The 13625-nt window shown below is 65.3% G+C and carries 8 protein-coding genes; 3 read left to right on the forward strand and 5 right to left on the reverse strand.

The window, feature by feature from the left end:
- Nucleotides 1-120: 120 nt before the first annotated feature.
- Complete coding sequence (locus B0G38_RS09720; RefSeq protein ID WP_264669309.1) at nt 121-1206, forward strand: TOMM precursor leader peptide-binding protein; 1086 nt, start codon at nt 121-123, stop codon at nt 1204-1206.
- On the opposite strand, the gene B0G38_RS09725 is transcribed toward B0G38_RS09720, so the two are convergent.
- Entirely contained in the window at nt 1199-3313 is a 2115-nt protein-coding gene (locus tag B0G38_RS09725) for an ATP-dependent DNA helicase UvrD2 (protein WP_264669249.1), read from the reverse strand. The genes B0G38_RS09720 and B0G38_RS09725 overlap by 8 nt on opposite strands.
- A 14-nt stretch (nt 3314-3327) precedes the next feature.
- Nucleotides 3328-4281, reverse strand: a complete 954-nt coding sequence (gene nudC / locus B0G38_RS09730; RefSeq protein WP_264669250.1) for an NAD(+) diphosphatase — start codon at nt 4279-4281, stop codon at nt 3328-3330.
- A 151-nt stretch (nt 4282-4432) separates the two neighbouring features.
- Here nudC and B0G38_RS09735 point away from each other — a divergent pair, with 151 nt between their 5' ends.
- Nucleotides 4433-5791: a macrolide 2'-phosphotransferase gene (locus B0G38_RS09735; protein ID WP_264669251.1), complete on the forward strand. Its 1359-nt coding sequence runs from the start codon at nt 4433-4435 to the stop codon at nt 5789-5791.
- On the opposite strand, the gene B0G38_RS09740 is transcribed toward B0G38_RS09735, so the two are convergent.
- From B0G38_RS09740 to B0G38_RS09750, 3 genes are read right to left on the reverse strand one after another with little or no spacing between them, the layout of a single operon-like run.
- Nucleotides 5780-9106: an ATP-dependent helicase gene (locus B0G38_RS09740; RefSeq protein ID WP_264669310.1), complete on the reverse strand. Its 3327-nt coding sequence runs from the start codon at nt 9104-9106 to the stop codon at nt 5780-5782. The two genes, B0G38_RS09735 and B0G38_RS09740, sit on opposite strands and share 12 nt — an antisense overlap.
- A gap of 47 nt (nt 9107-9153) precedes the next feature.
- On the reverse strand, nt 9154-12405 hold the full coding sequence (locus B0G38_RS09745; RefSeq protein ID WP_413542052.1) for an ATP-dependent helicase: 3252 nt from the start codon (nt 12403-12405) through the stop codon (nt 9154-9156).
- A gap of 8 nt (nt 12406-12413) precedes the next feature.
- The gene (locus B0G38_RS09750) at nt 12414-12791 is read right to left on the reverse strand and encodes an MGMT family protein (RefSeq protein WP_264669253.1); all 378 of its coding nucleotides are present in this window, start codon (nt 12789-12791) and stop codon (nt 12414-12416) included.
- A gap of 93 nt (nt 12792-12884) precedes the next feature.
- Here B0G38_RS09750 and B0G38_RS09755 point away from each other — a divergent pair, with 93 nt between their 5' ends.
- Nucleotides 12885-13613, forward strand: coding sequence for a 3'-5' exonuclease (locus B0G38_RS09755; RefSeq protein WP_264669254.1), 729 nt, complete (start codon nt 12885-12887; stop codon nt 13611-13613).
- Nucleotides 13614-13625: the final 12 nt, after the last annotated feature.

Here is a 13625-nt window from a genome sequence, read left to right on the forward strand (position 1 = left end):
GGCCTTCCCAAGAATCGCGCACTCGCCGCACCTCCGATTATGTGGATAACTCCTCCCCCGCCACTGCCGGCATGCCAGCATGGAATCCCGGAACTTCGAAAGGAGAAAGCTGTGGCGGAGATGAAGATCAATCCCGGTTTGCGCCTGATCGAGCGCCCGGGCACGGTGCAGATAGGCCTGGGCCCCACCGGTCTGGTTCTGGAGGGCACCGGCCAGGGGGATCTGGAATTTTTGTACCGCCTGCGGACCGGTCTCGACAACACGGAATTGGAGCGCACTGCGGTGGACTGTGCCATCACCCCGGAAAGGGCGCAAGCGTTGGTGGCGGCGCTGGAAAGTGTGCTGGTAGATCCGCCGGCCAAGTCAGAGCAACTCAGCGGATTGCGTCTGGACCGTCTGGCGCCTGATCGGGCGCACTGGTCAGCGGTGTACTCCGTCGACTCGTCATCGCTGCTGGCGGACAGGGCAAGGGCAGCCGTGCATTTGATCGGGCTGGGCAGAACGGGCGGGGCTGTCGCCTGTGCGCTGGCCGCTGCGGGCGTCGGCACACTACTGCTGGAAGACCGGGCCAGTGTGGGGCCCGCCGACGTAGGATCGGGAGCGTTCAGGCTGGCCGACGTCGGGCTGAACCGGGCGCAAGCTGTCCGGAAGATGATCCGCAACATTGACCCGACGGTTTCTACGCACATCCTGTCCAACAGTATGGACCCGGAAGCGGCCGCGGGTCGCCCGCGCTTCCTGAACCTCGTTATCTACACTGACCGTGATGTGCCCAACGCACGCATCAGCCGCGGCCTCTCGGAGGGGGACAATCCCCACCTGTCGTTGCTGCTTCGTGAGCGGGACGCGTTGATTGGCCCGCTGGTGGTACCCGGGCAATCCGCGTGTCTGGACTGCTTGGACCGGCATCACGCCCAAACGGATCCCGACTGGTATGAGCTGTGTTCACAGTTACACGGCGCCAGCGCGGAGACCGGCGCCGTTGATGAAGTAGCCCAGTCTGTTGCCGCGGCGGGACTGGCAAGCCTGCAATCGCTGCTCTTTCTGGATGGCAGGAACCGCCCGGCAGCCTGGTCAGCGGTCCTGCAGTTGCGTTCAGCCGATGGCGCCGTAGGCCGGCACGAGTATCGGCCCCACCCCGAGTGTGCCTGCCAGCTGCAGCCGGCCCTGCAGGACAGCGGGCCAAGGGGCTTTGGAGCTAATTAGCGGAAAGTATGCGCAACACGTCTTCGCCGTAGCGTTCCAATTTGGCGGGGCCGACACCGGCGAGACGCGAGAGTTCCTGGATGGACTGGGGTCGTGCTTCGGCAATAGCCACCAGCGTCGCATCGGTGAACACGACGAACGCCGGCACCGAAGACTCCAGGGCGATTTCCTTGCGCCACTGCCGCAAAGCCTCGAAGGTCGATTCCTCATACGTAGGCGGGCAGTTTTGGCAGCGGCCGACTTTGCGTTCGGCGCCTGAATTGAGCAGAGTTCCGCACACCCGGCACACCGCGGGTGCCGCCTGCTTGCGGCGGGAAGGCTTGGCGCCCGTCCGGCTTTGCACTGAGGACGATGATTGCGGCCGCAGCCCGTCCAGGAACCGTGAAGGCTTCCGGTTGGCCCGGCCCCCGGGTGTACGCGCCAGGGACCAGGACAGGGCAAGATGCTCGCGTGCCCGGGTGATCCCGACGTAAAGCAACCTGCGTTCTTCGTCCACGGCGTCATCCGTGTCCGCGAACGAGATCGGCATCAGGCCTTCGCTGAGTCCGACCAGGAACACGGCATCCCATTCCAGGCCCTTGGCCGAATGCAGCGAGGCCAGGGTGACGCCTTGGACAGTCGGCGCATGCTGGGCTGCAGCACGCTCTTCCAACTCGGTGACCAGATCCTGCATCGTGAACACACCACCGGACGCACTCCCGCGCGCCTTGTCCAATTCATCAGCCAGTGCCACGAGCGCCGCCAGGGATTCCCAGCGTTCGCGTACGGCACCACCGGATTGAGGAGCCTGGGCGGTGTATCCAAGGTTGGCAAGGATGTCCCTGACCAGCTGCGGCACAGGATCCGTCCCTGCGGCCCGGGCGCCGGCGCGCAGCTGCAGCATGGCATCCCGGACTTCCTTCCTGCGGAAGAACCGCTCGCCGCCGCGCAACTGGTAACCGATATCCGCCGAGGCCAGAGCCTGCTCGTAGGCTTCCGACTGGCCGTTGGTCCGGTACAGCACGGCGATCTGACTTGCGGCTACGCCTTCATTCAGAAGCGTCCGGATCCTGACGGCTACCTGTGCGGCCTCGGCCTCGTCGTCGGCGCATTCCGTGAACGAAGGCTCCGGGCCGGTAGGGCGCTGGGCGATGAGTTCCAGCGGGGCGGGCCAGGGGTCGTTGCCGCCGCGCCGTGGCTGCTTGGTACGTGCCGCCAGCAGCGAGTTGGCCAGGTTCACTACCTGCGGGGTCGACCGGTAGTCCCGTACCAGCTTGACCACCTCGGCCTCGGGGAACCGCTTGGTGAACTCCAGCAGATGCCGCGAATTAGCACCGGTGAAGGAATAAATGGTCTGGCTGGCATCGCCTACCACGCACAACTCGTCCCTTGGTCCCAGCCACAAGTCCAGCAGCCGTTGCTGCAGCGGGGACACGTCCTGGTACTCATCAACGACGAAGTGCCGGTACTGGTCCCGCACGGTGGCGGCGACCTTGGCATCTTCCTGCAGGATGCCAACCGTGATCAGCAGGACATCTTCAAAATCGATGATGTTGCGGTCCGTCTTGACGTCTTCATAGGCCTGGAAGAGCCGGGAAATGGTCGTCAGATCAAACCCTGCCGGCTCGACCCGGCCTGCCGCAGCCTTGAGGTAGGTGTCTGGGGTCAGCATGGACACCTTGGCCCACTCGATCTCCGCGGCCAGATCCCTGATCGCGGCCCGGTCCGTGGTCAACCGCAGCCGCCGCGCGGATTCGGCGATGACCTGGGCTTTGTGGTCCAGCAATCCCGGCAACGGGCCGCCCACAGCGTGGGGCCAGAAGTACTGCAGCTGACGCAATGCGGCAGCATGGAAGGTGCGTGCCTGCACCCCGCCCACGCCCAGGTCACGCAGCCGCGTGCGCATTTCGGCCGCCGCGCGGGCGGTGAAAGTCACCGCCAGCACCTGCTGCGGCTTGTAAACTCCCGAATGAACCCCGTAGGCAATGCGGTGGGTGATGGCCCGGGTCTTGCCGGTGCCTGCACCTGCAAGCACGGACATAGGCCCGGTCAGCGTCGACGCAACGTGGCGCTGCTCCTCGTCGAGTCCGCCGAGAATTCTGGCTTCGAGATTGTCAGTGACATCCACAGGTGGTTCCAGGCTCACTTCCCGCCCAGCGGTTCCGGCAGCGCGCTGCCGTACCAGTGTTCGATTAAGGCCCGGGCGATCGAGATGCCGCCCGCGACCTGGATCTCGCCGGATTCAATCCCCTGGGCGAGTTCGGCCCGCGTGAACCAGCGGACGTCCCTGATTTCCACACCGTCCGGGACCGTTTCGGTTCCCGTTGCGACTGCGGTGAAGCCCAGCATCAGAGAAGAAGGGAAGGGCCACGGCTGCGATCCCAGGTACTGCGGCGAGTGCACCACAATCCCGGATTCTTCCTCGATCTCCCGGATCACGGCCGCCTCGAGGGACTCCCCGGGTTCCACGAAACCGGCCAGCGTCGAGTATCGCCCCACGGGCCAACTGGCCGAGTTGCCCAGTAACAGCCGGTCGTCTGCATCCACGACCGAAACAATGATGGCCGGATCGGTGCGGGGATAGTGCTCGCTGCCGTCGGCCGGGCAGCGCCGGACCCAGCCACCGCTTTCCAACGTGGTCCGTGTCCCACAGCGCGGGCAGTGGGTATGGACAGCGTGCCAATTTGAGATCGCGGCTGCTTCCGCGAACAGGCCCGCGTCCTGAGGCGACAGCGAAGTTGCGACGTCGCGCAATCCCAGCCACTCGCCGTCGTTCTTTGCTTCAGCAGTTATCCCCGTCAGGTCTTCCAGCACAATATCCGTTCCCTCGGGAACATCAGCCCCTGCCACTGCCCGGCCTAGATAGACGGGGTTTTCCGGCATGCGGCGCCCGAGTGAAGGCTGCAGCACGATCTTGTTGCCCCGCACGAGCGTTTTACCCGCATCCATGAGCATGACCCAGGTGGATTCCAAGCCCCAGATATCGTCGAACAGAACCGGCTGGCTGCGGCGCTCACAACCCCGGTCCATGGCGCTGCGGGCAAGGGTCAGGCCGCCCAACGGAGGACAGCCTGTGGCGTGGGTTGTGGTGCTCATACCTCTACCGTACTAAGCGCGGCGGACCAATTGATATTTGGGCCCGCAATCTGGGGAGAACAGGGGGCTCGCGCTTGCTCTGCGTCACGTTCTAGCGACTCGCCGCGGCATCCGCCATGGCTGGGGCAACATTCCAATTACGGTGGACTACGTGAGAAAGACTCCTATGGAACTGGCTGCCATGGCCAGCGCGGCCGTACCCGGACTGGCGCCTGCCGGCGTTTCCGGGGCTCCCGACGACGCGGCGGACTTCACTTCCGCGGTGGTGGTCGACGACGCCGGCAAGCAGTGGCGCGTCCGCTCCCCCCGCCATCCGGAAGCCAGCATGAGGCTCGAAACGGAGTTGCTGGTCCTGCGGTCCTTCTCCCCCGGCATCCGGGCCGAACTGCCGTTCCAGGTGCCGTCCGTGGCTGGCACCGTCCAGCAAGGGGAGCTGCGCACGTTTGTCTACAACCACGTCCCCGGGGCTACTTTGGAACTCGAGATGCTCGTCGCGGAGGGCGGCAGAGTGCCCACCGAAATCGGCCGGGCCATGGCCGGAATCCATGACCTGCCGCAGGCCATGGTGGATCGCGCGGATTTACCGAGCTACACCGCTGATGAGTTCCGTCAGCGCCGGCTCAACGAACTCGACCAGGCCGCTACGACCGGCAAGATCCCGCCGGCTTTGCTGCGCCGTTGGGAGCATGCGCTGGAGGATGTCACGCTCTGGAAGTTCAACCCGTCCGTGGTCCACGGCGACCTGCACGAGGATAACCTCGTCATCTGGGATGGTGCGGTCAGCGCCGTCACCGGATGGACGGATCTGCGGATCGGCGATCCGGCGGATGATTTTGCCTGGCTTATCGCCGTCCACGAACAGTCTTTTGCCGACGTCGTGCTGGAATCCTACAACAAGTACCGCAAGGAGCCGGTGGATCCCCACCTGATGCGCCGTGCCGCGCTGGCCGCGGAATTCGCCTTGGCACAGTGGCTGGTACGTGGTGTCGCTGCCGAGGATGCCGCAATGATTGCCGAAGCCGAGGAGATGCTGCAGGAACTTGAGTCCGATATCCACGAATACGGCGGCCAGGAGCTCAGCAGCGAAAAGCTTCCCGTGCCCGCTGCACCGGCTGGTCCGCCCGCTGCGCCGTCCGAACCTGAGCGAGCCGGCACGCAGTCCGCAGAGCAGCCCGTCGCCGCACCCCGGATCAGCGGGCGTGTGACGGCGGAGCCGATTGTTCCTGCGGTACCCTCGAAAACGCCAACCGCTGATGCTGGGCGTATGGATGATGCCGACACTGGGCTTGACGATAAGGAATCCGGCACGGACAAGGAAGCCGGCGGTTCCGGCCCGAACCAGCCAAAGGAAGACGAGCCGAAGCTAGGCCGGCCAGCTTCGGCGGAGGCGAAACCGAAGACTCCCGCAGAGAAGACCGACGGCGGCGCCTCCGGCACGGAGACCGCTGCCGCTGATGATTCATTGACAACCACAGCGATCCCCATCATCGAGCCCCGTTCAGGTTCCTAGACGTTCGGAACCGGCGTACGCCGCGCGCACGATGGCTTCGAGTTCGGCTTCACCGGCCAAATCGTGCGGCCGCACGGTCTTATCCGCCGCCACATAATAGAACGCGGCCTTGACCTCCGCAGGGTCGATTCCCTGCAACCGGGCCCAGGCCAGCCGGTACACCGCGAGCTGAATGGCCCGCACACCCAGCTTGTCCGGCGAGGGCGGCGAACCAGTCTTCCAGTCCACCAGGTCCCAGGTACCGTCCTGGTCCCGGAAGACAGCGTCGATCCGGCCTCGGACTACAACCTCATCCACTCTGGTTTCGACCGGCACCTCGATGGCCGCCGGCGCCTTCTCCGCCCATTCGGAGGCCTTGAACGTGGCTTTCATCGTCTCCAGGTCGTAGGCCTCGTCAACATAGGAGTCCGCGGGCGAGGACAAGTCGTCCAGATCCAGCATGCCGGCGGTGCCGAAGTGCTCCTCCACCCAACTGTGGAACGCGGTTCCCTTGCGCGCGGCCATGCCCGGCCTGCGCGGCACGGGCCGACGCAAGGACCGCGTGACCTCGGCAGCGTTGTCCTTCAGCTCCACGAGCATGGAGGCGGAGATATGCGCCGGCAACTCGATCTCGTTGGCTCCACGCGCAGCGTTGTGCTCCTGTAGCAGCAGCTCCGTTTCCCTTGCCCACGGTGCCCCCGGCTCAAGCTTCCGGTCCTCCGCAATGGCCTGCAGCACGGCCTGGCTGCCTGCCTCCATGGCAGCACGGCGGCCGGGACGGGCCGGTTCCGGCTCTCCACCGCGGAATATCAGCGGGCCTTCCAAGGGATCGTAGGGCCAGAAGGCCGTCTCGGTTTCCTCGCGGAACGGGTTGGTATCGCCAAGTTCCTCATCGGAGATCCAGGTACCGACCTGCACCGTCGCCGGGTTCTGCTGCGCCAGTTCAGCCAGCTCGGTGAGGAATATGGACGGTGCGGAGGGTTTGACCTTGCTGCCGGCCCAGCCCGAGGAGCTGCAGACAAGCAGGTGCTTTGCCCGGGTGTACGCCACGTAGGCCAGGCGCCGCTCCTCCTGTTCGTTGTGGGCCTGGACCTCGCCTTTGTAGACTTCTTCGGCGGTGAACCAGGACAACTGGTCCGGCTGCTCGGTGTCCCACTGCGGCAGGTCCGCCCCGTCGCCACGCAGGGGCCAGGGCAAGGCCTCGTTTCCGCTGCTCCAGCGGTTGTCGGATCCGTTGGGAAAGGCGCCGTCGTTGAGCCCGGGGACAAACACGGCGTCCCATTCCAGTCCCTTGGAAGCGTGCACGGTCAGTAACTGCACGGCGTCCTTGCTCACGTCTATCTGGACGATGTCCAGCCCGCCTTCTTCCGCCGCGGCGGCTTCGAGCCAGCCCAGGAAAGCCAACAGGTCAACCCGTTGCGCGGTCTGCATGAAAGTCGCGGCGGCATCATGGAAGGCATCCAGATGCCGGCGTGCCTGATGAATGGTAACGCCGGGTTTGGACGCCACTTCGATGTCGAGCAGCATGGCCCGTTCGACTTCGCCCAGCAGCAGGGGAAGCTCGTCCCCCACGAAAGTCCGCAGCTGCCGGACCTCCGCCGACAGCCGCTCCAAGCGGGCCAGCGCTTCGGGGGTCAGCGAGCGGCCGTTGCGGGACGTCCAGCCAGGTTTTGGCAGCCGGTCCAGGGCCTCCACCAGGGAGGCCGCCTCCGCCAGATCCTGCTGGACAACCTGAGGGGATGCCTTTTCGTCGGCGTCCAGGTCCACCGACTGCCGGTCCTCGGCCGCCCGGCGCCGCTGTGACTCCAGAAAGCGGGACCAATCAGCAAACGCCATCAGGTCCGCGGGCCCTATGCGCCAGCGGGCACCCGCCAGCAGGCGCATGAGAGAGTCGGAGCGGCCGGGATCGGCCAGCACGCGCAGCGTAGCGACGAGGTCGATTATCTCCGGTTGGCTCAGCAGCCCGGCCAACCCGACGATCTCGTAGGGAATGCCCTTGTCCGCGAGTGCTTTGGCGACGCCGGCGATCTGCGCCCGCCGGCGGCACAACACGGCCGTGGTGACAGGCTCGGCCCTGCCGGTCTCCGGATCCCGCTCGAACACAGTCCGGCGCGCCCTTGCCACGCCGGCAGCCACCTGTTCCGCTTCCTCTGACTCGCTGCGGTAGCGGGAGAGGATCACCGTGCCCTCGACGGCGTTGGGCCGCGGTTTGAGTGCAGGTACCTCGAGCCGGCCCGGCTTCGGCCGGTTCGGGTCCACCCTGTTCAGCGGCGCCGAAATCGTGTTGGCCATGGCGAGCACGTTCACGGCGTTGCGCCAGGCTACAGTCAGGAAGCTGGCGGGAGCGACGCTGCGCTGCCCGTCCTCGCCAACGAGCGGGAAATGCTGGCGGAAAGCGAAAAGTTGTCCGGCCGAGGCTCCCCGGAATCCATAAATTGACTGGTTCGGGTCCCCCACCGCGGTAACGGGATGGCCGTCACCGAAGAGTTTGGAGAACAGCACCATTTGCGCATGCGAGGTGTCCTGGAATTCGTCCAGCAGCACCACTTTGTATCGCAGACGTTCCAGCTCGCGGGCCTGCGGAACGTCCTTGGCGATCGCTGCCGCCAGTGAGACGAGATCGCCGTAGTCCAGCACTCCGCGCTCACGCTTGGCCCTGCTGTATTGTGCGGCGAGTTCGGCAACGGTGATCCTGGTGCGCAACCGGTTCAACAGAGATACGACGGCGGCTTTTGGCTGCCGCGTGCTGCCTTCAACGTAGGGCAGCGAACCGATCCTCTCGACGTCGTCCTGGAGGAGGCCGATGGCGTCCTGCGGCGTTGCCAAATGCTCCGAGCACTCCGAGGCGAACTGCATGACTGCCTTGACCAGAGTGGACTTGGCCGCCGTCAGATGTCCGATATCCCCGTCATAAGCTTCCACCACCTGGCTGGCAAGCTGCCACGACTGCGCGCTGCCCAGCAGGACGACATCGCGTTCGATGCCGAGCCGGAGCCCGTAGTCGGAAACCAATCCGTTGGCGTACGAGTGGTAGGTGGACACCTTGGGTTCCAGCAGTCCAGCCGCGTCATCCGCGCCCTCCGGCAGCAGCCCGTGGCGGGCGAGCTTGTTGAGCTGGACGCGGATCCTCGCCGCCAGCTCGCCAGCCGCCTTCCGGGTAAAAGTCACACCGAGGATCTCCTCCGGCCGGACCATCCCGTTGGCCACCAGCCACACCACACGGTCCGCCATTGTGGCCGTTTTGCCCGAGCCCGCGCCCGCAATGATGAGGAGCGGCTGCAGCGGCGAACTGATGATGTCCGCTTGCTCGGGGGTGGGCAGATGCTGGCCCAGCATCCGGGCAAGTTCATCCGGGGCGTAGGTTGTGAGGACCTGTTCGACGCTCACTCGGTTACCTGCTTTCCTTCGGCGCACAGCGGGCAGAGTTCGGGGACACGGCACCCGTGCGAACCACCGCGTGCTTTTTGCGGATCGTGGCGGGCTTCAAACTGATTAGCGGACATCAGTCCGGCCGCCTTATGGATCATCGGGGTAGCCCAATCTTCGGCGGTGTCCAGTCCGTTCTGGTGCTGGACCTTGACGTTCTTCAAGTCCTTGCCTAGCTGGACCAGCGCGGCTCCGCCGGGATGGCGGCTGGCATTCAGTTCCCGGGATCCGGCCCCGTCAAAAGCGCCGGCCTTGACCGCGGCCTGGTAGCTGCCCAGCTGCGGATGCCGGTCCAGATCGGCCGCGTTCGGCGCCGATTTGCCCGTCTTCAGGTCGATGATCACGAGCCTGCCTTCGCGGTCCAGTTCCAGCCGGTCAACCTGTCCCCTCAGCCTGGCGATGCGTTCAGGGCCTTCGATATCGATGGAAAAGTCCTGCTCAACGCCTAACAGGCTCCTCCCCTCGGACCGCATATGGAGTACGTACTGGGCCAGCCGACGCACCATGCCCTCTGCCCGCTGAAAGTCCAGGCGGCCTTCCCAGTTTTCCTTCATGCCCAGCGCCGGCCACCGACGGGTGAGTTCCTGAACGTATTCATTTCCGGTCGCATCGGGCATGTCCTGGGCAATGGCGTGGACCAGGTTGCCTAGGCTTCGGGCAAAGTCCGTGGCGGCCTCGCCGCCGGCCGCCTGAACGAACCAGTCCATCGGTGAAGCGTGCACCGCTTCCACCCGCGACGGCGACACCGGCACCGGATGGTCCGGCGGCACGATCGGTGCATCAGTGGTCAGGGGCAGCAATCCCCACCATTGAGATGGATGCGCCCCCGGTACGGGAACGGGGCTTGAGGCCAGCATGGCGAGCCCCGCCGCTGCCTGGGCAGCGTGTTCGGGCTCCTTGGCTCCTTGCTGTGCCCACTGCCGCAATTCGGCGGCCAACGCACGTACCGTCCGCGGCCGCATGACTGTGGTCACGGGCCGCGCCACTTCCTCGTCCAGCCACGGATCCACCACGTCAAGGAACCCGGAAGGCTGGGCGTCCTCTGACTGCACGGCAATGCAGATCAGTCTGCGCTCGGCACGAGAGATAGCGGTTGAAAAGCTTCGGAGCTCGTCGTAACGCGTCTCCCGAAGCCTGGATACGACGTCGATTTGTCCCGCCTGCTCGATGCCATGCTCGAGGACATCCACGAACTGCGTACTGCCCAGCAGCTCTCCACGCAACCGGGTGTTGGGCCAGATACCCTCCTGGACACCTGCCACGATGACCATCGGCCAGCCGCGTCCCGCTGCGCTGGCCGGCGTCATCAGTTCCACGGCTTCACGCAATTGCGCGCGGGGAGCAAGGTTATCCATCGGCAGTTCCTGGTTCAGCAGATAATCAAGGAATTGGGCGGGGCTGGAGCCGGGCAACTGGTCAACATACCGCTCCGCCGTTTGGAACAGGGCCATGAGAGCATCCAGATCCCGGTCTGCCCGGACACCCGCCGGACCGCCCTGAAGTGCCTGCGCGGACCACCTATCGGCAAGTCCCGCGGCGGACCATAAGGCCCACAGCACAGTCTCCGCATTGGCGCCGGGCTCCTGTGCCGCCTGCGAACCTGAACTGAGCATCGCCGCGATCCGCTTTGCCGGCCCGGCTTCGCGGCCCAGAGTCTGGAGGCTCGCCGGATTCTGCAGCGCCTCCACCAGCAGTGCGTCGCTGGACCGGCCGCCGCCGCCGAGCCGCTCTTCACGGCGCAGCGACTGGCGGAGCCTGCGCAGGTCAATGGCGGTCGCGCCGCCTATCCGCGAGGTCAAAAGTTGGACTGCCGTTTCTGCGTCCAGCCGGTCCGGTTCCAGCACCATGGCAAAGGCATCCAGCAGCGGCCGGACGGCGGCTTCGTCCCGGACCGCGGTTTCCGCCACTGGAACCTTCACAGCGATACCCTGCCCCGAGAGGTAACGTGCCAGCTGCGAAAGCTGGCCGCCGGTGCGGACGATAACTGCCATGTCGCTGAGCTTGAAGCCGTCAAAGAGCCGGGCTTCAAGAATCCGCTGGGCAACGTAGCGCTGCTCGTGGACCGGTGAATCAACCAGATGAGAACTGGCCTCCGAAGCCAGCCCCGAACGGGCCGGCTCCGTCTGCCGCCCATCAGACTCCGGAATTGTCAGTTCGCGTGCCTTTTGTGCCCCAGCGACCAAGGAAATCCGCGAGGCAACCCGTTGCCAGGCTGCCGACACCGTCGGCCCCATGCGGTGGGAATCGGTCAGGGCCATGGTCCGAAATGGTCCTCCGCCGGATGCCAACAGCTCGGACAGGCGCGCCAGCAGATCCGGCCGAGCGCCACGGAAGCCCTGGACAACGGTGTCCGGGGAGGCCGTGACAATGGTGTCTTTGCCCTCGGCGAGGACGGCCAGCAATTCGTAGACGGCAGGATTGGCCTCCTGCAGGTCATCGACCAGAATCAGCCCGAGCCGCTGCCGTTCGCGGTCCAGGAAATCCTCATCGTCCATGAGCAGTTGTCGCGCCGCAGTGATAATACCGGCCGGGTCGAATGCCTCCGGCATGCGCAGATCGATCAGGTCACGGTACTCCCGGAACAACCGCGCCGCCGACTGCCAGTCTTCACGCCCGCCGGCGACCCCCATCGCCTCCAGCTGTTCGGCGGTGCTGCCGTATTCGATGACGCGGTCGAACAGTTGCCGGATCTCGTGCCGGAATCCTCGGGTTCCGAGCGCCTCATCAAGCTCGCTGGGCCACCTGACGGCACCGCTGTGCCCGGTGCGGTGGCCCTGCAGCAGTTCGGCAATGATCTGATCCTGCTCCGGGCCGGACATCAGTCGCGGAGCCCGCTCCAGCAGCGGCAGCCGGCCCTCGGCCCGGGCTCTCCGGATCAGATCGAAGGCGTAGGCAGCCCAGGTCCTCGCCGGCGTTGTGCTGAGGCTTCGGTTCAGCCGCGCCGTGAGCTTGTCCCGCAGACGTGCAGCGGCCAGGCGCGACGGAGCCAGCATCAATACCCGCGCAGGATCCAGGCCGGTTTGTTCGACCCGGCGGACAGCGTGTTCGACCAGCACCGTGGATTTGCCGGTGCCCGGGGCACCATAAACGAGCACCGGCCCACAGCCTTGGGGCAGCGAGATGACGGCATTCTGGTCCGGACGTTCGGCCGGCTGCTCTGCCCGGGACCGGTTCGGCCGCACCAGTTTGAGTTCCGGTGCTTGCTGCATTGGTTTGATCACGGTTCCATTCCATCAGCCGGCAGTGACATTTTTCGGCGGATATCTTCAATGCGATCAAAGTCATCGTCATCCGGAAACCACCGGGCCAGCTGCATCCTGACCTTCGGCTCGGGTCCGGCCTCCCGAATTATGAGCGGCGTGCGCTCCCGTTGATAACGGCGCACCGCCCGGCCCATCAGCTCGTTGGGCAACGTCCCGTCCGCTCGGATAACGCGCCACCATGCCACCGCCGCGCCGTGGAGCGACATGACACGGCCAACCTGGCGGGCACCGCCGGAGCCAAGCAGCTCCGCTATGTCCCCATAGGAGAGGACCCGGCCGGCCGGTATAAGTGCCGCCACTTCCAGAACGGCATTCACAAACTCCCGGCGCATGCGATCTACTCTAAATGGCAGCCGATGTGTTTTTTATCCACAGGCGGCGGGGCTGCCCTGGAAATGTCGGTGCCGGCCGGTAGCGTTACCGGCATGAGCAGCTGGCATGAACTTCCCCGGGCAGCATTCGACGTCGAAACGACCGGACGGGATCCGCACGAAGCACGGATCGTCACCGCATCCATTGTCCTTGTCAACGGGCTTGGGCGGCCGCTGCAAGAGCTGGAATGGCTGGTCAACCCCGGTATTTCCATCCCGGCCGAAGCCTCTGCTATTCACGGCATCACCAACGACAAAGCCACCAAGGAGGGAATGGACGCCGCCCAGGCTGCAGCTGAAATCGCCCAGACACTCGGCAGCTATTTCGACGCCGGCATCCCGGTCATGGCGTTCAACGCACCCTACGATTTCACGGTCCTGGCCGAAGAATGCGGACGCCACGGGATGGACATGCCGGAGCCCACACCCGTTATCGACCCGTTTGTCCTGGACAAGCAGATGGACCGGTACCGGCGGGGCAAGCGGACCTTGGTAGCGCTGAGCGAGTTTTACCAGGTGCCGCTGGAAAACGCCCACACTTCCGCCGCAGATGCCATGGCCACCATCGGCGTTGCCGATGCGCTGGCCAGGAAATACCCAGAACTTCAGGTCGATCCCTCTGAGCTCCACGCATCGCAAGTGGAGTGGTGCGCCAAACAGGCGACGAATTTCCAGGAGTGGTTGCGCCGGACCAAACCGGACGCGGTGGTCGATGGCGTCTGGCCGCTGCGGGAGGGTGTTGTGCACGCGAGGCCCACAGCTGCGGCAGGGCAGTCAATTTAGGGTCTGAATATT

Origin of the sequence: Crystallibacter permensis, from assembly GCF_025960875.1 — a bacterium.
Lineage (GTDB): Bacteria > Actinomycetota > Actinomycetes > Actinomycetales > Micrococcaceae > Crystallibacter > Crystallibacter permensis.

Excerpts from the sequence above, each read along its gene's own strand:
- B0G38_RS09720 (WP_264669309.1), top strand. The coding sequence starts at position 121 with ATGAAGATCAATCCCGGTTTGCGCCTGATCGAGCGCCCGGGCACGGTG.
- nudC (WP_264669250.1), bottom strand. The coding sequence starts at position 4,281 with ATGAGCACCACAACCCACGCCACAGGCTGTCCTCCGTTGGGCGGCCTG.
- B0G38_RS09740 (WP_264669310.1), bottom strand. The coding sequence starts at position 9,106 with ATGCTGGGCCAGCATCTGCCCACCCCCGAGCAAGCGGACATCATCAGT.
- B0G38_RS09745 (WP_413542052.1), bottom strand. The coding sequence starts at position 12,405 with ATGCAGCAAGCACCGGAACTCAAACTGGTGCGGCCGAACCGGTCCCGG.
- B0G38_RS09750 (WP_264669253.1), bottom strand. The coding sequence starts at position 12,791 with ATGCGCCGGGAGTTTGTGAATGCCGTTCTGGAAGTGGCGGCACTTATA.
- B0G38_RS09755 (WP_264669254.1), top strand. The coding sequence starts at position 12,885 with ATGAGCAGCTGGCATGAACTTCCCCGGGCAGCATTCGACGTCGAAACG.